We start from the raw sequence: 22018 nt of genomic DNA on the forward strand, positions 1-22018 counted from the left end.
TATTCATTTTAACAATTATTCTAGGGATTTAAATATTTCCAAAATGTACTCTGGAGGAGCTGTTGGACGACCCGTTTTTAACGCAACAAATACTAAAATAAACGTCGCAGTTGTTAATAACTCATTTGCCTCATTGTAGATTGCACAGTCAAATTCGATCTTCACAGAAGAGTGACTTTTGAAAGTCGTGTGAATTGTCAAAAGTTCGTCGTATCTCGCCGATTTTTTGTAATTGATATTCATGTTGACAATTGGAAGACCAATTCCGCTTTCTTCCATGCTTTTATACGAAACCCCTTTATTTCTAAGCCATTCCACGCGTCCAATTTCAAAATAAGGAATATAATTGCCGTGATAAACGACTCCCATTTGGTCGGTTTCTGAGTAACGAACTCGTACTTGAGTCTGATGATTTTTCATTTATAAAATATTAAAAAATTTCGAATTTAAAAAGCCTCATTACAACTTTTTTTTATAAAATTAGATACCAAAATATTTTTTTTTACAGAAATTTGTTCACATATTTGTTATCCCGAAATACGGAATAAAATTGCTCCTTTTTTATTAGGAGAATCTTTATAACAATAATAAAAATTTATCTGAATCTATGACTAAAACTGCTCAATCGGTATGGGAAAACTGTTTGTCCTTTATAAAGGATAATATTCAAGACCAAGCATATAAAACTTGGTTCGAACCAATCAAATCAGTTGAGCTAACCGATAACGCATTATACATTCAGGTTCCGAGTAAATTTTTCTACGAATGGCTCGAAGAGCATTACGTAAAATTATTGAAAGTTGCGCTTACCAAAGAACTGGGAAAAAACGCAAAGTTACTCTATAAAATTAAAATGGAGAACACTTATGGCAATAAACAGCCGTTTACCGAGCAGCTGCCAAGTGCCAACAGAGTGCCAATGAAACCGCAAGAGGTTGATGCTCCGTTTAAAAACTTAAATCCTGAACTAAAAAATCCGTTTGTAATTCCTGGAATTAGAAATTTAAAAATTGAGTCTCAGTTAAATCCGAACTACAGTTTTGACAATTTCTTAGAAGGAGATTCCAACCGTTTGGCTCGTTCTGCAGGTATGGCTGTTGCCAACAAACCTGGAGGAACTTCATTTAATCCGTTATTGATTTTTGGAGGAGTTGGTTTAGGAAAAACACACTTAGCACATGCTATAGGTGTAGAAGTAAAAGATAAATATCCAGAAAAGACCGTTTTATATATTTCTGCTGAGATTTTTACACAGCAATACATTGATTCTGTAAAAAAGAATAATCGTAATGATTTTATTCACTTTTACCAATTAATCGATGTCTTAATTATTGACGACGTTCAGTTCTTATCTGGAAAATCAGGAACACAAGATGTATTCTTCCATATTTTCAACTATTTACATCAAAACGGAAAACAAGTAATCTTAACTTCAGATAAAGCTCCTGTTGATATGCAGGATATCGAACAAAGATTATTATCTCGTTTTAAATGGGGATTATCTGCAGAGTTGCATCAGCCTGATTACGAAACCCGTATCTCGATCTTAAAAAACATTTTATATCGTGATGGTGTAGAAATGCCAGAAGATATTTTAGAATATGTTGCTCGAAACATCAAATCAAATGTTAGAGAATTGGAAGGGGCAATTATTTCCTTAATCGCTCAATCTTCATTCAATAAAAAAGAAGTTACGATTGAACTGGCTAAAAGCGTTGTAGAGAAATTTGTTAAAAACGTAAAGAGAGAAATCTCAATCGATTATATTCAAAAAATCGTTTCAGATTATTTCCAATTAGATATTGAAACACTTCAGTCTAAAACTAGAAAGAGGCACGTTGTACAAGCAAGGCAACTAGCGATGTTCTTTGCTAAAAAATTCACAAAAGCTTCTTTGGCAAATATTGGTTCACAAATTGGAGACCGCGATCACGCAACTGTTCTTCATGCTTGCAAAACAGTCGATAATTTAGTTTCTACAGACAAACAATTTAAAAAGTTTGTTGAAGACATCAATAAAAAACTAACGCTTTAAGACGCACCATGCCTGTAAAGATCCTAATGGTTTGTTTAGGGAATATCTGCAGATCTCCTTTAGCAGAAGGAATTTTGGCTTCTAAACTTCCCGAAGATAAATTTTTAGTCGATTCGGCTGGAACAGGTTCTTGGCATATTGGCCATTGTCCTGACAAACGTTCTATCGAAGTTGCCAAAAAAAACGGAATCCATATCGGCGAACAAAAAGGGAGACAAATTCAAGTTTCTGATTTTGACAAATTCGATTATATCTATGTAATGGATAATTCTAATTTTCGCGATGTACTCCATTTAGCCAAAACTCCAGAACACAGAAACAAAGTTCGTTTGATTTTAAACGATTTATTTCCAAACGAAAATGTCGATGTTCCAGATCCTTATTACGGTTCAGCAAATGGCTTTGACAATGTTTACCAAATGCTAGACGAAGTAACCGATCTTATTGCAGATCAATTACTTAAAAAACACTCCTAATTTGATTCAATTGTTTCTAAAAAAGAAATAATTGAATTTTTTAATTTTAAAGAAAAACACATGAAACTTCTCGGAAAATTATATTTAATTCCAACTACAATGGGCGAAAGCGATCCGATGGATGTTTTACCACAAACTGTTAGAAGAACAATAGAAGTTATTGACCATTATATTGTTGAAAATGACAAAACGGCGAGAAAATCTATAAAAGCAGTTTATCCAGAAAAAAAACAATCTGAATTGGTTCTTTTTACTTTAAACAAAAGAACAGAAAGTAGCGAACATAATGATTTCATAAAACCTTTGTTGGAAGGAAAAAATATGGGATTAATGAGTGAAGCCGGTTGTCCTGGAGTTGCAGATCCTGGGGCTGCAATTGTAAAACTGGCTCATGAAAAAGGGATTCAGGTTGTGCCTTTGGTAGGTCCCTCCTCTATTCTATTGGCCATGATGGCTTCTGGAATGAATGGTCAGAGTTTTACTTTCAACGGATATTTACCAATTGACAAAGACGAGAAAAAATCGGCAATTCGTCATTTTGAAAAATTATCTTATGATAAAAATCAATCGCAACTATTCATTGAAACTCCGTATAGAAACAACAAACTGATTGAAGATCTTCTACAGATTTTAAGTCCTGCAACTCATCTTTGCATTGCAGCTGATATAACGCTTCCAACAGAATTCATCAAAACATTGAAAGTTGCGGATTGGAAAAAATTAAAAGTTGACTTAGATAAACGTCCTGCGATTTTTATTATTCATAAAATGTAAAAAACTCAAACACCATCATCATTATGAAAAAATTTCTAATCTTGATTTTGATTTTCGTTTCACAACAAACCTTTTCTCAAAAAGAAAATATAAAAATCTGCAAAACTCCAAAAACAAAAATTGAAGCAATTAATAATGATGAGAATAGAATTTATAATCCATTAGACATAGAAATAAAACCTGAATTTCCTAGAGGACAGCAAGCATTGGATAAATTTATTAAAGAAAATTATAAAAACCCAAAAGACACCTCACTTAAAGGAAACGTATATGTGACTTTTATAATAGAAAAAGATGGTTCTTTAAGTGACATAAAAGTATTAAAAGATATTGGTTCTGGGACTGGCACTGAAGCTATTCGAGTTTTAAAAGCATCTCCTAAATGGATTCCTGGAAAACAAAATGACAAAGAAGTTAGAACTTTATACTCGCTTGTCGTACCAGTTCAACAGTAAGTTTTAATTATCTCTTCCCTAATCAAACTTCAACATGAGTAAACTCCCAAACGTAACCACAAGCATTTTTACGGTAATGTCAAAAATGGCAACAGAATACAATGCTATAAATCTTTCCCAAGGATTTCCAAATTTTCCTGTAGATGAAAGATTAACAGATATTGTTTCCAGATTAGCGAAAGAAAACGTTCACCAATATACACCAATGGCAGGTCATCCTCCGTTGATGAACAAAATTGCCACGTTAACCCAGAGCTCTTACAACAGAACAATTAATCCTGACACAGAACTTTTGGTTACCGCTGGAGCTACACAGGGAATTTTCACTACTATTTTGGCTTTAGTAAAAGAAAACGACGAAGTAATTATTCTCGATCCAAGTTATGATTCTTATGAGTCTCCCGTTTTACTTTGCAAAGCCAAACCCGTTAGAGTTGCACTGAATGACGATTATACACCAAATTGGGAAAGAATTGAAAAAGCTTGTTCTGCTAAAACCAGAATGATGATTATCAATAATCCGCATAATCCGACAGGGAAAATTTTAACCGAAAATGATTTTATTCAATTAAAAAATCTTCTAGAAAAATATCCAGATATTATCATTTTATCTGATGAAGTTTACGAATATATTACTTTCGAAGAAAAACATATTTCAGCACACACCAAAGATTTCCTTTTAGACCGTTGCGTTATGGTTTCTTCTTTCGGAAAGTCATTTCATATAACAGGATGGAAAATTGGTTACACCATTGCTCCAGAACATTTAATGAAAGAAATTAAAAAAGTGCATCAATTTTTAGTTTATAGCGTAAACAGTATTTCGCAGTTTGCTATAAGCGAATATCTTGATATTGTTGACGTTAATCTTCTTGGAAAATTCTATCAAGAGAAAAGAGATTACTTTCAAAAACTGCTTAAAAATAGCCGTTTTGAATTAAAAGCTTGTGAAGGAACTTATTTTCAAGTTGCTTCTTACGCCAACATTTCAGATGAAGACGATGTTACTTTTTGCAAAAATCTTATTATCGATCATGGAGTTGCTGCAATACCTATTTCAACCTTCTATTCCGATCATAAAGATCAAAAATTGATTCGTTTTTGTTTCGCAAAGGATGACTTCACATTAGAGTCTGCAGCAAAAAAATTATCTGAAATATAATTTTTTTCAAAATTTTATAACATTATTATGCATGCATCCTATTTTATTTAACTAATATTGCAAAAAAAGAAAAAAGTATGAGCTACACAGATAAGATGTTACGTGATGATGCTTTACAAGGCAAAGTCATTGTCGTTACAGGCGGCGGAAGCGGTTTAGGTAAAGCTATGACCAAATATTTTCTCGAATTAGGAGCTCAAGTAGCCATAACTTCTAGAGACCTAGAAAAGTTAAAAACTACGGCTGCCGAACTGGAAAGTCAAACGGGAGGTAAATGTCTTCCTCTTCAATGTGATGTTCGTCATTACGAAGAAGTAGAAAATATGCTTCAGGAAACTTTAAAAGCTTTTGGAAAAGTAGATGTTCTTTTAAATAATGCAGCAGGGAATTTCATTTCTCCAACAGAAAGATTATCTGCAAATGCATTTGACACTGTGATAGATATCGTACTTAAAGGTTCTAAAAACTGTACGTTGGCTTTTGGAAAACACTGGATCGACACGAAACAAACTTCTGCTACGATTTTAAATATTGTTACCACTTATGCTTGGACAGGATCTGCTTATGTTGTTCCTAGTGCTACAGCAAAAGCGGGAGTTTTGGCCATGACAAGAAGTCTTGCTGTAGAATGGGCTAAATACGGAATTCGTTCTAACGCCATTGCTCCAGGACCATTTCCAACAAAAGGAGCTTGGGACAGATTATTACCAGGAGATCTTTCAGAGAAATTTGACATGGCGAAAAAAGTGCCATTAAAAAGAGTGGGAGATCATCAAGAATTGGCCAATTTAGCCGCTTATTTAGTTTCTGATTTCTCTTCATACATCAATGGTGATGTAATTACAATTGATGGTGGCGAATGGTTAAAAGGTGCTGGACAATTCAATTTATTAGAAGCAATTCCAGAAGAACTTTGGGATCAGCTTGAAATGATGATTAAAGCAAAAAAGAATAAATAATTACAAGTGCTTACTAAATTCAGAATATTTTTTTAAACTATACTGATTGCACGAAATCCCGAAGGTTTACTTTCGGGATTTTTTTTATATTTTTTGCCATATAAGTAATATAATTTCAGTTAAGTAACATTTTGTTTAAACATTTTCTAGCTTAATTTTACTTACATTACTTATATGGTTAAATTACATTAAATGTTTAGCGATTCAGTTAAATTATTATTTTTGCGAAACAAATATCAAACAAAAATTTTATGCTCATTATAGGAATTGCAGGAGGAACAGGAAGTGGAAAAACAACAGTAGTACACCAAATCATGAACGAATTGCCACATACAGAAGTTGGGGTAATTTCTCAAGATTCTTATTATAAACAAACTGATAATTTATCGTTTGACGAAAGAGCATTAATCAACTTTGATCACCCAAGAGCAATTGATTTCGAATTATTGGTTAAGCATTTAAAAGCGCTAAAAGCAGGTGAAACAATTGACCAACCTGTTTATTCTTTTATTCAGCACAACAGAACAGACGATACCGTTTCTACACATCCTAGAAAAGTAATGATTGTAGAAGGAATTTTAATTCTAACAAATCCAGAATTGAGAGATATGTTTGATATTAAAGTTTTTGTTCACGCCGATTCTGATGAAAGATTAATTCGCCGTTTAAAAAGAGATATTTCAGAAAGAGGACGTGATATTGATGAAGTTTTAAATCGGTACCAAACGACTTTAAAACCTATGCATGAGCAATTTATAGAACCTTCTAAAGCTTTTGCAGACATTATTATCCCGAATGACAAATACAATACGGTAGCAATAGATGTAGTTCGCGCTGTAATTAATCAGAAGATTTCATAATTTTTATCGTAAATTTAAACCATAATAATTAGGAGCTGATTCCCGCTTTCGCCTTTATTCCCGATAAAGAAAAACTACAGCAAAAAAGCCTTGTTTTTCTAAATCGGGAGATACCGGCTCTATCGGGGCTAAAAAACACTAATAACTCAAAAGAAATATTCGTTTAAAAATGAAATTTAAAATTCCATACAAAGACAGAAAATGGTTCAAATACCTAGGAAACAAATACGTTTGGGTTTTGCTGTTTTTTATTGTTTGGATGTTATTTCTAGACAATTACTCCTATTTTGATCATCGCTTTTTAGATGAGCAAATTCATGAACTTGAGGATAATAAAAAATATTATCAGGACGAGATCAAAAAAGATCAAGAGCAGATCAAACAGCTCAAAAATCCTGAACAAATTGAGAAATACGCTCGCGAAAAGTATTTCATGAAAAAAGACAGCGAGGATATTTATATCATTCAATTTGAAGGAGACACGATTCAAGAAAAAGAATAATCAAACAAAATACAATGGCCATTAACCTATTCGACGATTTTAATCCGATTTCATCCAAACAATGGAAACAAAAAATTCAGTTTGAATTAGATGGAGCCGATTACAATCAGACTGTTATTTGGAATTCTCCAGAAGATATTCAGGTAAAGCCTTTTTATCACAGCGACGAATTTACAAAAGCAGCAAATGTAAATACGCAAGCCTCAGATTTTAAAATCTGCCAAAATATCTTTGTTTTCGACGTAGAAAAATCTATCGAACGTGCTTTAAACACTTTAGAAAGAGGTGCAGAAAGTCTTCGTTTTACAATTGAAAACGATAAAATTGACGTTCAAAAACTATTGGAAAATCTTCCTTTAGAAAACAAAACCGTTTACTTTAATTTCAATTTTATCTCAATCGATTTCGTTAAAAAATTAGATACTATTTCGATCCAGAAAAAAGCCAATTTCTATTGCAATTTTGACCCAATCGGACAATTAGCAAGAGAAGGAAATTGGTTTACAACTTCTGAGAAAAATAATTTCGATACTGTAGATCTACTCTTTAAAAACACAACCCATTTAAATCTGCTAAGTGTAGATTTAGGATTGTATCAAAATTCTGGAGCTAATATTACGCAGCAAATTGCATATAGTTTAACGCATGCAAACGAATATTTAAATCGTTTCTCTGATACTGCAAAATCTATTGTTTTTCAGGTTTCTGTTGGAACAAATTATTTCTTTGAAATTGCCAAACTTCGTGCGCTTCGACTGCTTTTCGATTTAATTGCTAAAGAATACAATTCAAAAATCCAATGTCATTTATTGGTAACACCAACAAAACGTAATAAAACAATTTACGATTATAATGTGAATATGTTGCGCACCACAACCGAATGCATGTCTGCAATTTTGGGCGGTGCAGATGCAATTGCCAATTTACCTTATGATGCATTGTACCATAAAGACAATGAATTTGGAGACCGAATTTCCAGAAATCAGCTTTTGATTTTAAAACATGAAAGTTATTTTGACAAAGTAGACAATCCAGCCGATGGAAGTTATTATATCGAAAGTTTAACCATGCAGTTGGCAGAAAAAAGTTTGGCGTTATTTAAAGAGATTGAAGCCAATGGCGGTTTCTTAAAACTTTTAAATGATGGAACCATCAAAAAGAAGATTCAAGAAAGTGCCAATAAAGAGCAGGAATTATTCGATTCTAAAAAAGAAATTCTTTTAGGAACGAATAAATATCCAAACAAAGAAGACAGAATGAAACATGATTTAGAATTGTTTCCTTTTGTAAAAATCAAACCAAGAAAAACATTAATTACGCCAATTATTGAAAAAAGATTGGCTGAGAAAATGGAGCAAGAAAGATTGGAGCTTGAATAATAATCTCAACCGTAATTAATTACAAATTCAAAAAACAAGTGTCTCAATGATTAGAAAAGACCTTAAAAATATAAAGCTAGAAGTTAAAAGTCAGGAACCAGAAGTTAATTCTAGTTCTGACAACTTTACGACTGCCGAAGGAATCGAAATCAAAAAAAACTATTCGGAGAAAGATATCGAAGATTTAGAATTTCTTGATTTCGGAGCTGGTTTTGCACCCAATTTACGCGGACCATACGCTACCATGTATGTGAGACGTCCGTGGACCATTCGACAATATGCCGGATTTTCTACAGCAGAAGAAAGCAATGCTTTTTATAGAAAAAATTTAGCTGCGGGCCAGAAAGGACTTTCAATCGCTTTTGACTTGCCAACGCATCGCGGTTACGATTCTGATCACGAAAGAGTGGTTGGTGATGTTGGAAAAGCAGGTGTTGCAATTGATTCTGTTGAAGACATGAAAGTGCTTTTCGATCAGATTCCGTTAGACGAAATGTCGGTTTCTATGACCATGAACGGGGCTGTTTTACCTATTATGGCTTTTTATATCGTTGCTGCCGAAGAACAAGGCGTTAGTCCAGAAAAATTAGCAGGAACGATCCAAAATGATATTTTGAAAGAGTTTATGGTACGAAATACCTATATCTATCCTCCAACTCCTTCAATGAAAATAATCGCAGATATTTTTGAATTTACGAGCAAGAAAATGCCAAAATTCAATTCTATTTCTATTTCTGGCTACCACATGCAAGAAGCTGGTGCAACGGCAGATATTGAATTGGCTTATACTTTGGCCGATGGTTTAGAATATATCAGAACCGGATTATCTACAGGAATGACCATTGACGATTTTGCACCAAGATTATCTTTCTTCTGGGCAATCGGGATGAATCATTTTATGGAAATTGCCAAAATGAGAGCCGGCCGCATGATCTGGGCTAAATTATTAAAACAGTTCAATCCTAAAAGCGATAAATCTTTAGCCTTAAGAACACACTGCCAAACTAGCGGATGGAGCTTAACAGAACAAGATCCGTTTAATAATGTGGCGAGAACTTGTATAGAAGCTTCTGCAGCCGTTTTTGGAGGAACACAATCTTTGCATACCAATGCTTTAGATGAAGCTATCGCGCTTCCAACAGATTTTTCTGCGAGAATTGCTAGAAATACTCAAATATTTCTTCAAGAAGAAACCAAAATTACCAAAACAGTAGATCCTTGGGCTGGAAGTTATTATGTTGAAAGTCTGACAAACGATATTGTTGAAAAAACGTGGAAGTTAATTGAAGAAGTTGAAGAACTTGGTGGAATGACCAAAGCAATTGAAGCTGGAATTCCGAAACTTCGAATTGAAGAAGCCGCAGCGAGAAAACAAGCAAGAATTGACAGCGGACAAGATATTATTGTCGGCGTAAATAAATATCGTTTAGAAAAAGAAGATCCATTAGATATCCTAGATGTAGACAATCAATTGGTTCGTAAACAGCAAATTGAACGTCTGGAAGAAATAAAAAGAACCAGAGATTCTGAAAAAGTAAATCAATCACTAGAAAAATTAATCCTTTGTGCACAAAATGGACAAGGCAACTTACTGGAAATTGCCGTTGAAGCTGCGAGAAACAGAGCAACATTAGGCGAAATTAGTAATGCATTGGAAACTATTTTTGGCCGTTTTAAAGCACAAATCAAATCTTTTAGCGGAGTGTATAGTGCAGCAATAAAAAATGACGAAAATTTTGAGCGAGCAAAACAACTAGCGGATCTTTTTGCTAAACAAGAAGGTAGACGTCCTAGAATTATGATTGCCAAAATGGGACAAGACGGTCACGACCGAGGTGCAAAAGTAGTTGCAACAGGTTATGCCGATGTAGGTTTTGATGTAGATATTGGCCCATTATTTCAAACTCCTGCAGAAGCCGCAAAACAAGCTGTGGAAAATGATGTTCACATCTTAGGCGTTTCATCACTTGCTGCTGGACACAAAACTTTGGTTCCACAAGTAATAGAAGAACTAAAAAAACATGGACGCGAAGATATAATGGTAATTGTAGGCGGTGTAATTCCGTCTCAGGACTATCAATTCTTGTTCGATGCTGGGGCATCGGCCGTTTTTGGGCCTGGAACTAAAATAAGCGAAGCAGCTATAAAAATCTTAGAAGCTCTAATAGATTAAGTTTACAGTCGCAGTTTTCAGTTATTAGCGATACGGAAATAAATAAAGTTCTTGAGATAGCGTTTTAGCTCATGAAAGAACATAAAAAATAGAAAAAGAGGTTGTTTCACATTTGTGAAACAACCTCTTTTAATTTAGTCGTTTACTGTTGCGTTACTATCTGCCTCTATAAAAGAAAGATCGTAACCTGCAAAATCTCTCATGTAGCTTTTCAAAGAAGTCCCGAAAGCATCTCTAAAATGTCTGCTTCCTTTGTTCTTGAAAAAATTCTTTACAGAACCTGCACCACCTAAATGCGCTGCAGCTAAAATTCCAGATTCGGTAATTTCAATACCACTGATGATTTTACCTTGATACTTTTCGATTTCGTAACGTAAAATCCATTTGTTTTTGGCTAACAAAGCTATAAAAGCTTTTTCTTGTAGAGCAGGATCTTTTAAAAAGGCTTTATTATCATTAATTCCGATTGCTCTTAAAGCTTTAGAACCAAATTGATATTTACCCATATACCCAAGAGAATTTACTAGTCTGTATTGCCCTTGTGATTCTTTAAAAGCTACTGCCTCTTTAAATCCTATTAGATGATTTCCTGTGTATGGGACGTTGGTGTTCGGATAATCATCCTTTTCTTTTGATGGAAAAATATATTCTGATCCATCTGTTTTTTCAATTAAAAACCAAGGTTTGGTTTCTTTTTCTGAGGGAATAAATCCCAAACTTAAAAATGTAATAATAACGACTAAACTCGCATAAAAATACCATTTCTTTATCATAAATTGTTTTTCTTCAAGACGCTGTCACCCTCTTGAAATTTCTACGGTGCAAAGATAAGTTATTTCAAAAATATACTAAAAACCAATGCTTTAGCGTTTTTTACGTAAAAACGTAAATCGCGATCATCCCAGTTATGATAATGGTTTCCGAAAGATTTGAAGCTTATTTTTTTTGCCTTAAAAACTGAAAAATAAGATCAAAAAAAATCGCATTTTATATAAATTTTAAGCTTTTTTCATCAAAAAGAAAGAATTATCCTACGCTTAAATATGCTTTTTTATGCAAATCTTGAAAAGCAATTTTCGAATTTTATAAAAATTATCATTAATAAATGTTTATTTTTTTATTATGATAAGCTATAAAATCGTCAAAATAGCAATTTGATAAATTTTAGTTCTAAAGGACATTTTCGCCTCAAAAAGAAACAAAAAAACCGAAGCAAAATTGACTTCGGTTTTTTAATATTATTTAGACAAACAAAATTATCTTGTTACGCCCTGACTAGCGATCCAGTCTGAATATTTTTTTGCGTTCACATTATGTTCTGCCAATGTCGCCGCAAATTCGTGATATCCGAAACGGTCAACACTTGCACAGAAATAAATATAATCGTTCTTTTCTGGGTTTAAAACTGCTTCTAAAGCTGTAATATCTGGCATTGCGATCGGTCCTGGAGGAAGTCCTTTGTTTACGTAAGTATTATATGGAGATCTCATAACTAAATCATTATAAAAAACTCTTTTTATAACTTGATCAAAATCGTTGTCTCTCAATTTTAAAGCATAAATAACTGTTGGATCCGCTTGTAATGGCATTTCTAAACGCAAACGGTTTAAATAAACACCAGCAATACGAGGTCTTTCGTCTTTTTTAACGGACTCTTTATGTACAATTGATGCTAAAATTGTGGCTTGAACCGGAGTTAATCCTTGCGCTTTTGCTTTAGCGATTCTATCAGCTGTCCAGAAATTATTATATTCTTTAATCATCTTATCACGGAACTTCTCTGCCGATGTATTCCAATAAATTTCATACGTATTTGGAATAAACATTGCAAAGACGTTTTCTTCATTAAATCCGTTTGCGGCTAAAAATGTAGAATCTTTTATAGCTTTCATTAAGGATAAACTGTCTGCTTCGATTTCTTTTCCGATTCTTCCAGCAAAATTTTCTAAACGCTCTTGGTTATTAAAAACTAACTTAACCGGAATATTAGAACGCATTGCACGAACTAGATCGATGTTGTTCATATCTTTCTTTAAAAGAAAACGACCCGATTTTACATTTTGCGGATAATCTCTTTTTTCAGCAACCATTTCAAAGTTGTCAAAATTCTTTACATAAGGTGCCAAAATTTTCTTTACATCCGCATAACTAGCGTCTGTAGGCACATAAACATATACTTCTTTCTCTTCAAATTTAGTATTAGAACTAAAAATTTTATTTACTAAAATAAAACCATATATCAATAGAACTGAAATAATGGCTACGGCACTTATTGTGATTATTTTCTTTAGACTCAAAGCTTAAAATTTAAATTTGTTTATTAATTAACTGATAAATTGCTTCATCATGATAGTGATTATGATACAAAATCCAGTCTTTTTTAATTCCTATTTTCTTAAAACCAAATTTAGTAAAAAGTGCAAGACTGGCTACATTTTGCACGCCAATATTTGCATACAATTGATGGAGATTTAAATTGTAAAAAGAATACTTAATTAAAAGCTCTAAAGCCTCAGAACCAATGTTTTTTCCTTGATTTTCTTCTTTCTGAATCACAATACCTATACCTGCCCTATTATTTCTAGGATCAAAATCGAACAAATCAATCAATCCGATAGCAGGAAAATCTTCGTCTTGACAGATTGCCAAACGAAGCTGTTTTGCCTCATAAATATCTTGATGGGCATTTTCTAAATATTGTTTAATCAAAAAACGGCTGTAAGGACTTTGCGTATTGCTAACTTCCCAGATATTCTCATCATTTTCTATAGAGTAAATAAACTCGAGATCTTGAGGTTCAAGAGCACGTAGATAAATGGAATCGCCTTTTAATGTTATCATTTCGATATTTTAGATTTTAAAATCTCAATTGGATTTTGGTATTTATAAAGTTGGTATTTATAAATTAAATCTCAATTGTGCCTTTGAATACAAATTTTGCAGGTCCTGTTAAGAAAACATTTGTATAACCATCATTATCTTTATCAAAAGAAACGACAAGTTTTCCGCCTTCAACATTTAAGTTTATTGAAGTTTTATCTGTTTCGCCAATTGCATTCATAGCAATTGCAACGGCTGTAGCGCCAGTTCCGCAAGCAAGAGTTTCGTCTTCAACGCCTCTTTCGTATGTTCTTAAAGAAAAAGTATCGTTATCTACCTTTTTTACAAAATTGACATTACTGCCTTTTTCTCCGTACAATTCACCATAACGAATCGCGGCTCCGTTCCCCTTTACATTATAATGTTCCAAATCATCTACAATTTGAACATGATGAGGAGAACCTGTATTTAGGAACGTATAAGAATCTTTTTTCTGGATTTCATTAACATCGATCATTTGTAAGGAAACAATCGAATCATTATTTACTGAAGCATGATGCAAACCATCTGTCGCGATAAAAGTCGTTTTATCATCAATTACTCCCAATTGATTAGCGAAAGCAACAAGACAACGACCTCCATTTCCGCACATCGAACTTTGGTTTCCATCCGAGTTGTAATAGACCATTCTAAAATCGGTTTCGGTATCATTTTCTAAAAGAATTAATCCATCAGCTCCAATTCCGAAACGTCTGTCACACAGACGCTCAATAAGTTTAACATCATCTTTTGGAAAGAAATTAGAACGGTTATCAATCATTACAAAATCATTTCCTGTGCCTTGATATTTATAAAATTCTACTTGCATTTTTTAGTTGTTAGAAATACAAAAGTACGAACTATTAATTAATGAAATGTTAATCATTGTTAAAGAGCGTTAAACCGTTTTTCCAAATAATTTTTTGAAGTAATTTTACGTTAAATAAAACATGAAACTTAAATTCTAATAACTTAATTACAAATTCTAATATGAAAAGATTTTCAGCCTTATTTTTAGTATCATTATTAAGTGGTGCTATTACTCTTGGTGCTTACAAGTTATTATTTGAAAGCAACAATTCTTTTTTTGGAAAAGGAAATTCTGTTGTAACTCTTGCCCCTAACTCTTATGGAAAAAATGTCGGTTTAGGTGCTGAAATACTAGATTTTACCGAAGCCGCAGACAAAACTGTCCACACTGTTGTTCACGTAAAAAATGTTTCGAGAAGAACCGTAAGCAATCCGATGCTTGAGTTTTTCTACGGATACGGCGGACAGCAACAACAAGAACAAGTAGGAACTGGTTCTGGTGTAATTATTTCTGAAGACGGGTACATTGTGACTAATAATCACGTAATTAAAGACGCTACAGAAATTGAAATTACTTTAAACAATAAAAAATCATACAAAGCGAAGTTAATTGGTACTGATTCTAAAATGGATATTGCTCTTTTAAAAATCAATGCCGATGTGAAACTTCCATACACTGCTTTTGCCAATTCTGATAATGTGAAAGTTGGAGAATGGGTATTGGCAGTTGGAAACCCGTATAATTTAACTTCAACAGTAACTGCTGGAATTGTTTCGGCGAAAGCCAGAAATTTAGACCAAAGCGGCATTCAATCTTTCATACAAACTGACGCTGCTGTAAACCCAGGTAATAGTGGTGGAGCGTTAGTAAATGCGAGAGGAGAATTAATCGGAATTAATACTATGATTTCTTCTATGACAGGTTCTTATGTTGGATATTCTTTTGCTGTTCCTTCTAATATTGCTCGCAAAATTATTGAGGACATCATGGAATATGGAAATGTTCAAAGAGGTATTCTTGGAGTTGAAGGAGGTGAATTAAATGCAACGGCTTCTAAAGAATTGGGTGTAACAGAAACGCAAGGATTCTATATTAATAGAGTTTCTAAAAACTCTGGTGCAGAAAAAGCTGGTTTAACCAAAGGCGATATCATTGTAAAGCTGGATGATCAAAATATTGCAACTTATGCAGATTTATCTGGCTATATCAATACAAAACGTCCAAACGATGTTGTAAAAGTAACTTATATTAAAGAAGGAAAAACCAAAACTGTTCCTGTAACTTTAAGCAAAAATGAGTTTTACAGTGCTGAATTCAAAGGAATTGAATTAGAAAACATTGATGCTGCTGATAAGAAAAAATTCAGAATTGATTATGGTGTTAAAATTAAAAACATCAGCAACGAGAATCTAATGCAATATCAAAACGAACTACTAGGAAATATTATTCTAAGTATTGATAATGTAAAAGCAACCAATGTTGAAACTGTTTCAAAACTTTTAAGTAAAAAAGACGAAGGACAAAGCGTACGAATTGAAATGATCAACAGAAACGGAGAGATTTTCAGAATTATAATTTAAGTCTCTGTTTTCGGTCACAGTTTTCGGCTACTAAAAACTGCAAACTGTGACTGCGACTGAAAACTTCAAAAAGCCATCTTAAGAAAATTAAGGTGGCTTTTTTATTTTCAAAAATAAATGCTAAAATAGTTTACGAAATCGATTGAAATGGATATTTTTGCGCCAAATTTTAAAATAGTGAGCATTTTATTTTTTCAATTATGAGTAACAAATCATTGTACCAAAAAGAGGTATCCTTACAAGTCGACCGAAGAAAAGCAGGTGTCGAATTAATTAAAGTCATAAGCGATTTATGGTATGACAAATCAATCGAGATGGTTTTATTCAAAAATCAATTATTGGATAAAAACGTTAGCGATATTATCAATCTTCACCAATATGCTGGAGAATTTGTAGGCAAACCAATTACAATATTCGATTCTGTCGAGATCGCAAAAGTGGTTTTATCATTAGATCTTCCGCCAGCAAAAATAGATCTCGGAAAACTAACTTACGAGTATCGTTTAGAAGATGAAAAATATCCCGATGCAAGATATTTTGTTATTGATAAGCTGAAAAAAGCAAAATCTTCAAAAGAAATCAAACCAAAAGATGTTGTTTTATACGGTTTTGGAAGAATTGGACGTTTATTGGCAAGAGAGCTAATGTCGAAAACAGGAAAAGGAAATCAGTTGCGATTAAGAGCAATTGTTACCCGTGATAAAAATGACGCATCAAGTTTAGAGAAACGAGCTTCTCTATTACGATACGACTCAATTCACGGCGATTTTCAAGGATCAGTAATAGCCGACACTAAAAATAATGCCTTAATTATAAACGGAACAACCGTTCATATCATTACTGCCAACTCACCTGAAGAAATTGATTATACTACATACGGAATTAATGACGCTTTAGTTATTGATAATACTGGTGCATTTACAACAGAAGAAGCATTAAAAAGACATTTAACCTCAAACGGAGCAAATAAAGTTTTGTTAACTGCTCCAGGAAAAGGTGTTCCTAATATTGTACATGGTGTGAATCATAACGATTTTAATCCTGATGAAGTAAATATTTTCTCTGCCGCTTCTTGCACAACAAATGCCATAACTCCAATTTTAAAAGTAGTTGAAGAAACTCTTGGAGTTGTAAAAGGACATTTAGAAACCATTCATGCCTACACCAACGACCAGAATCTGGTTGATAATATGCATAGAAAATACCGTCGCGGAAGAGCTGCAGCTTTAAACATGGTAATTACCGAAACTGGTGCAGGAAGCGCTGTGGCAAAAGCTTTACCGTCTTTGGAAGGCAAATTAACTTCAAATGCGATTCGTGTTCCTGTTCCTAATGGATCGCTTGTTGTTTTAAATTTAGAAGTTAAGAAACCTACCTCTATTACGGCAATCAATAAAATAATGAAAAAATATGCTCTCGAAGGAGAATTGGTAGAGCAAATTAAATATTCTCTAAATAACGAATTGGTTTCGTCTGACATAGTAGGAACTTCTGCCCCATCTATTTATGACAGTAATGCAACAATTGTTTCAAAAGATGGAAAAAACATTGTACTGTATATTTGGTATGATAACGAATATGGTTACAGTCATCAAGTAATTCGTTTAGCAAAATATATTGCCAAAGTAAGACGTTATACTTATTATTAATTCAACCAAACTAACTTTTTTTCTTAAAACCATCAGGATTTTCTTGATGGTTTTTTGTTTTAGTTTAAATAGGAAGAACAGTAGTACTCTTTACTTCTGAAATTACAAAAACGGTATTTATTAGTGAAACCTCAGGCAGTATTGATAATTTTTTCTGGTGAAAATGATGGTAACTTTCCATGTCTGGAATTATGATTTTTAACATATAATCAAAGTTTCCTGAAACGTAATTGCATTCGACAACTTCAGGCAGGTTCAAAATCGATTGATTAAATCCTTCCGAAGTATCATAAGTCTGTTTTGTCAGTGTAACTTGACAGTAAACCGTTAAATTATTTCCTAGTTTTTTCTTATCTAAAAGGGTTACATATTTTTCTATAATTCCATCTTTTTCAAGACGTTTCACCCGATCATGAACAGGCGTTAAAGACAAATTTATTTTGTTTGCGATATCTTTTAAAGTGTAGTGCGCATCTTCTTGTAACAGACGTAGGATTTTTTTGTCAATTTCATCTAAAGCCATAACGAAAACGTTTTATTAAAATTAGTCCGATTTAGTCTTTTTTTCTTTTTAAAGAATAAAATCTCCCCCTGAACAGAATATTTTTCTGTAAAAGTAAAAAATAAAATAATATTTTCTTATTTATTATGCATTAAACCATAATTTATTCTCTATCTGTAGATTTGTAAAACAATTTCAATAAAAACAAAAAAATATAACAAAATGATAATAGGTGTTCCTAAAGAAATAAAAAATAATGAAAACAGAGTTGCCTTAACTCCTGCAGGTGTTTCTGAAATGAAAAAACACGGACATACAGTTTATGTTCAATCTACTGCTGGATTAGGAAGCGGTTTCGCTGATGCAGAATATGCTGAAGCTGGTGCAATTGTTTTACCAACTATTGAAGAAGTTTACGCTATCGCTGAAATGATCATCAAAGTAAAAGAGCCAATTGCTTCTGAATATCCATTGATCAAAAAAGATCAATTATTATTTACTTACTTCCACTTTGCTTCTTCTGAAGAATTGACGCATGCAATGTTAGAAAAAGGAGCTGTATGTTTAGCTTATGAAACTGTAGAAAAAACAGACAGAAGCTTACCATTATTAGTTCCAATGTCTGAAGTTGCTGGTCGTATGGCAATCCAACAAGGAGCAAAATACCTTGAAAAACCATTAAAAGGAAGAGGAATTCTTTTAGGAGGTGTTCCAGGTGTTCCGCCAGCAAAAGTATTAGTTTTAGGTGGAGGAATCGTAGGAACTCAAGCTGCTAAAATGGCTGCCGGATTAGGTGCTCAAGTTACTATTATGGACTTAAGCTTACCACGTTTACGTCAATTAGATGACATCATGCCAGCAAACGTAAACACAGAAATGTCTAATCACTACAATATCACAAGAGCAATTAAAGATGCTGACTTAATTGTGGGAGCAGTTTTAATTCCAGGAGCAAAAGCACCTCACTTAATTACTCGTGATATGCTTAAATTAATGCGTCCAGGAACTGTTGTTGTTGACGTAGCGGTAGACCAAGGAGGATGTATTGAAACTTGTACTCCAACAACTCACGAAAACCCAACTTTCATTATCGACGATATCGTTCACTATTGTGTAGCTAATATGCCAGGAGCCGTACCTTACACTTCTACTTTAGCTTTAACAAATGCAACTTTACCATATGCTGTACAATTAGCAAACAAAGGATGGGAAAAAGCTTGTGCTGAAAATGAAGAATTAAATAAAGGATTAAACGTAGCAAATGGAAAAATCCTTTACAAAGGAGTTGCAGAAGCTTGGAATTTACCTTTTAACGAAGAAATAGTATTAGCAAACGCATAGGCTAATACTTAAACAAGTGCTTACTAAGTCACTATTACAAAAGGCTTTTCTTAATTGAAAAGCCTTTTTTTTATGCCATAAAAAAACCTGTCATCAAGACAGGTTTTCAAAGTATTATACTTTTCTTTATTTTTTACTATCCAGAACTTCAGTCATAACTTTCGCTTCTGTTCCATTTGGAAACGTAACTTTAATTTTCTGCGCTATTGTTGGAGCAATCTCTGTAATAGCTTTCTTATCATAAGATTCTCCTTTTTTAATATGCCAACCGTAGAAAATAGCAGGTACATGTGTATCATAGCTATAAATTGTCCCATGCGATGTCCCTGTTGGAGTGTATTCAATCATTCCAGGTTTATCTACAATAACCAAATCACCATTTTGTGTTACATCATACCCTTTTGCTACAAAATTAAGAGCATAATCATTTCCAGCATTAGCTAAAATTTCCTCTTCCGTATAAACCTTTTTAACTTGAGGCTGAGTAATTAAAAACTTTTTAAAAGCATCTTTTACTTTATCAAGCTCTAATTTTTTGTCCTTAATGATTTGCTTATTGAAGAACACATTAAAGTTTGAATAATTTTGAACTAAATCTACTCCAAAAGTCTTAACTGAAAAATCTTGCAGACTTTTTCTAACCTCTTTCGATGGATAATTATCTACATTATACTTACGATCTTTAAGATAGATTACATTTTCTGCACCAGCGTGGTCAGCTGTTAGAAAAAGCAAATAATTCCCTTTACCAACCGTTTTATCAAGATAAGCTAAAAAATCAGCAATTGTTTGATCCAATCTCAAATAAGTATCCTGAAGTTCCATAGATCTTGGCCCTAACAAGTGCCCAACATAGTCTGTAGAAGAAAAACTTACAGTTAAAAAGTCTGTAACATTGTCTTTCCCCAATTCTTCTTTCTCAATAGCTCTTTTTGCAAATTCAGCTAATAAATCATTTCCGAAAGGCGTAGCTCTAATAACACCAGCGTCATTTTTCTCATACATTGATTTTAAATCGTATGGAAAAACTGGTGCAGCACTTCCATATAATTTCCCTTCATACGGATTATTATCTGGAAGACTTTCATTATAAACAGAGGCTGGTTTATATAAATCCCAACCTTTATTAATATATTTTAAGTAGTTTTTTTCATTATTGAATTCATTAACCCAGTTAGGTAATTGCTCCCCATAAAAAGTACTAGAAATAAAAGAACCAGTCTTACTGTACCAAAATGCCCAGTTTGCAAAATGACCTGCTGGTAATATAGCTCCACGATCCTTTAAACTCATTCCGATAACTTTTCCAGTAAAATTGGTAGCCATTCTAACTTCGTCAGTAATTGTAGTACTTTGAAGGTTTTTTGGAGACATAGCACCTTCCTCTGCCGTACCATCACCTACCGTTTTAACACCAGCATCATCAGTACAGTACGTTTCTTTACCAAGAGTTCTGCTAAACCATTCGTTACCTACAATTCCGTGAGTTGCTGGAGTTGTACCTGTGTAGATTGAAGCGTGTCCGGGAGCAGTATAAGTTGGCATATAATTGTAATGCATATTCTGGAAAGTAAATCCATCATTCATTAGTCTTTTAAAGCCATTTGGAGAAAAATCATCTGAAAAACGATATAAATATTCCATTTTCATTTGATCGACAACTATACCGACGACTAACTTTGGACGTTGTTGTGCACTTAAGCCTGTTACAGCAAGAAGCGCTAACAATAAAATATTTTTCTTCATGTTTAAAAAGTAATTTAAACAGCAAAAATACTCATTCAAATCCAAAAAGTCTAAAGTATCAATATTTAACAGCCAACAATTGTCTATAATTTAACACTTATAAGCTCAAGCTTTCTAATGACAATGGCGTTTCCCTGCGGGCCGTGCTGTCCGCTGTATCTTTTGCGGATGGATGTTTAGGGGAAAAAGAAGCCCTCCGCGCCCCGCAAAAGGATGCCGCTCCCATCACTAACGCGGCACCTGATTAATCTGAAGCCATTATTCCATCATGTTCGGTCAGATCAAAACTTCCAAAAAGCAAAAAATCCCTCCCGATAGATCGGCAGGGATTCTTAAGGCGAGACTCCTTTCGCAGCCTTACCAAAACATTTAAAAAACAGAAAACCCCATCCGATTTGGATAGGGTTTTCAAAAGAAAGGCGACGACATACTCTCCCACATAACTGCAGTACCATCTGCGCAGGCGGGCTTAACTTCTCTGTTCGGGATGGGAAGAGGTGAGCCCCGCCGCAATAACCACCTTAAGGCTATTCGCTGCAAGCAGCTTTTAATCATTAATTGCCATTATAAATTGGCCATTATCGATTAAACAATATCTTAACATACTGAGATAAAGAAACAAATATGATTTTTTAGAAAGTTCTCTCCCCGCCGAGGCGGGGAAAAGTTTGTGCATAAGCTTACGGATTATTAGTACTACTCGACTATGACATTACTGCCTTTACATCTGTAGCCTATCAACGTGGTCATCTTCC

The 22018-nt window shown here is 33.6% G+C and carries 20 protein-coding genes and 2 rRNA genes; 13 read left to right on the plus strand and 9 right to left on the minus strand.

Annotation, left to right across the window (positions count from 1 at the left end; all coding sequences use genetic code 11):
• Positions 1 to 15: 15 nt before the first annotated feature.
• A complete protein-coding gene (locus ACFO3N_RS09110; protein ID WP_379797057.1) occupies positions 16 to 420 on the minus strand; it encodes an acyl-CoA thioesterase in 405 nt (134 codons plus the stop codon).
• A 187-nt stretch (positions 421 to 607) separates the two neighbouring features.
• On the opposite strand from ACFO3N_RS09110, the gene dnaA reads away from it, so the two are divergent.
• The 10 genes from dnaA to scpA all read left to right on the plus strand — a co-directional run bounded on the left by dnaA (position 608) and on the right by scpA (position 10775).
• Entirely contained in the window at positions 608 to 2035 is a 1428-nt protein-coding gene (gene dnaA, locus ACFO3N_RS09115) for a chromosomal replication initiator protein DnaA (protein WP_095931847.1), read from the plus strand.
• Between the two features lie 8 nt (positions 2036 to 2043).
• On the plus strand, positions 2044 to 2511 hold the full coding sequence (locus ACFO3N_RS09120; protein ID WP_250837158.1) for a low molecular weight protein-tyrosine-phosphatase: 468 nt from the start codon (positions 2044 to 2046) through the stop codon (positions 2509 to 2511).
• A gap of 60 nt (positions 2512 to 2571) precedes the next feature.
• The gene (locus tag ACFO3N_RS09125) at positions 2572 to 3285 is read left to right on the plus strand and encodes an SAM-dependent methyltransferase (RefSeq protein WP_379797060.1); all 714 of its coding nucleotides are present in this window, start codon (positions 2572 to 2574) and stop codon (positions 3283 to 3285) included.
• A gap of 23 nt (positions 3286 to 3308) precedes the next feature.
• A complete protein-coding gene (locus tag ACFO3N_RS09130; protein WP_320492390.1) occupies positions 3309 to 3740 on the plus strand; it encodes an energy transducer TonB in 432 nt (143 codons plus the stop codon).
• Between the two features lie 34 nt (positions 3741 to 3774).
• Positions 3775 to 4902 carry a methionine aminotransferase gene (locus tag ACFO3N_RS09135; protein ID WP_379797062.1) on the plus strand — a complete coding sequence of 376 codons (1128 nt, stop codon included), beginning with the start codon at positions 3775 to 3777 and terminating at the stop codon, positions 4900 to 4902.
• 77 nt (positions 4903 to 4979) lie between these two features.
• The gene (locus ACFO3N_RS09140) at positions 4980 to 5861 is read left to right on the plus strand and encodes an SDR family oxidoreductase (RefSeq protein WP_172426967.1); all 882 of its coding nucleotides are present in this window, start codon (positions 4980 to 4982) and stop codon (positions 5859 to 5861) included.
• A 251-nt stretch (positions 5862 to 6112) separates the two neighbouring features.
• Positions 6113 to 6721: a uridine kinase gene (gene udk, locus ACFO3N_RS09145; RefSeq protein WP_379797065.1), complete on the plus strand. Its 609-nt coding sequence runs from the start codon at positions 6113 to 6115 to the stop codon at positions 6719 to 6721.
• A gap of 169 nt (positions 6722 to 6890) precedes the next feature.
• Complete coding sequence (locus ACFO3N_RS09150; RefSeq protein WP_095931869.1) at positions 6891 to 7223, plus strand: FtsB family cell division protein; 333 nt, start codon at positions 6891 to 6893, stop codon at positions 7221 to 7223.
• Between the two features lie 14 nt (positions 7224 to 7237).
• Entirely contained in the window at positions 7238 to 8602 is a 1365-nt protein-coding gene (locus tag ACFO3N_RS09155; protein WP_379797067.1) for a methylmalonyl-CoA mutase subunit beta, read from the plus strand.
• Between the two features lie 46 nt (positions 8603 to 8648).
• Complete coding sequence (scpA, locus tag ACFO3N_RS09160; protein WP_379797069.1) at positions 8649 to 10775, plus strand: methylmalonyl-CoA mutase; 2127 nt, start codon at positions 8649 to 8651, stop codon at positions 10773 to 10775.
• 134 nt (positions 10776 to 10909) lie between these two features.
• Here scpA and ACFO3N_RS09165 read toward each other — a convergent pair whose 3' ends face one another.
• The 4 genes from ACFO3N_RS09165 to dapF form a co-directional block, all read right to left on the minus strand.
• Positions 10910 to 11548 (minus strand): peptidoglycan-binding protein LysM, encoded by a 639-nt coding sequence (locus ACFO3N_RS09165; RefSeq protein ID WP_095931871.1) that lies wholly within the window; start codon positions 11546 to 11548, stop codon positions 10910 to 10912.
• A gap of 483 nt (positions 11549 to 12031) precedes the next feature.
• Positions 12032 to 13072: an endolytic transglycosylase MltG gene (mltG, locus tag ACFO3N_RS09170; protein ID WP_379797072.1), complete on the minus strand. Its 1041-nt coding sequence runs from the start codon at positions 13070 to 13072 to the stop codon at positions 12032 to 12034.
• 10 nt (positions 13073 to 13082) lie between these two features.
• On the minus strand, positions 13083 to 13616 hold the full coding sequence (locus ACFO3N_RS09175; RefSeq protein WP_379797074.1) for a GNAT family N-acetyltransferase: 534 nt from the start codon (positions 13614 to 13616) through the stop codon (positions 13083 to 13085).
• 64 nt (positions 13617 to 13680) lie between these two features.
• Positions 13681 to 14463, minus strand: coding sequence for a diaminopimelate epimerase (gene dapF / locus ACFO3N_RS09180; RefSeq protein WP_379797077.1), 783 nt, complete (start codon positions 14461 to 14463; stop codon positions 13681 to 13683).
• Between the two features lie 161 nt (positions 14464 to 14624).
• Here dapF and ACFO3N_RS09185 point away from each other — a divergent pair, with 161 nt between their 5' ends.
• Positions 14625 to 16025, plus strand: coding sequence for a trypsin-like peptidase domain-containing protein (locus ACFO3N_RS09185; RefSeq protein ID WP_379797079.1), 1401 nt, complete (start codon positions 14625 to 14627; stop codon positions 16023 to 16025).
• A gap of 200 nt (positions 16026 to 16225) precedes the next feature.
• On the plus strand, positions 16226 to 17674 hold the full coding sequence (locus ACFO3N_RS09190; RefSeq protein WP_379797081.1) for a glyceraldehyde-3-phosphate dehydrogenase: 1449 nt from the start codon (positions 16226 to 16228) through the stop codon (positions 17672 to 17674).
• Between the two features lie 64 nt (positions 17675 to 17738).
• On the opposite strand, the gene ACFO3N_RS09195 is transcribed toward ACFO3N_RS09190, so the two are convergent.
• Positions 17739 to 18197, minus strand: a complete 459-nt coding sequence (locus tag ACFO3N_RS09195; protein ID WP_073416996.1) for an Lrp/AsnC family transcriptional regulator — start codon at positions 18195 to 18197, stop codon at positions 17739 to 17741.
• 201 nt (positions 18198 to 18398) lie between these two features.
• On the opposite strand from ACFO3N_RS09195, the gene ald reads away from it, so the two are divergent.
• Positions 18399 to 19517 (plus strand): alanine dehydrogenase, encoded by a 1119-nt coding sequence (gene ald, locus ACFO3N_RS09200; protein WP_379797084.1) that lies wholly within the window; start codon positions 18399 to 18401, stop codon positions 19515 to 19517.
• A 126-nt stretch (positions 19518 to 19643) separates the two neighbouring features.
• Here ald and pafA read toward each other — a convergent pair whose 3' ends face one another.
• From pafA to ACFO3N_RS09215, 3 genes are all read right to left on the minus strand, one after another.
• On the minus strand, positions 19644 to 21263 hold the full coding sequence (gene pafA / locus ACFO3N_RS09205; protein WP_379797086.1) for an alkaline phosphatase PafA: 1620 nt from the start codon (positions 21261 to 21263) through the stop codon (positions 19644 to 19646).
• Positions 21264 to 21677: 414 nt separating this feature from the next.
• Positions 21678 to 21787, minus strand: a 5S ribosomal RNA gene (rrf, locus tag ACFO3N_RS09210).
• Positions 21788 to 21933: 146 nt separating this feature from the next.
• A 23S ribosomal RNA gene (locus ACFO3N_RS09215) occupies positions 21934 to 22018 on the minus strand; the annotation flags it as partial.

Origin of the sequence: Flavobacterium chungangensis (genome assembly GCF_042654045.1) — a bacterium.
Lineage (GTDB): Bacteria > Bacteroidota > Bacteroidia > Flavobacteriales > Flavobacteriaceae > Flavobacterium > Flavobacterium chungangensis.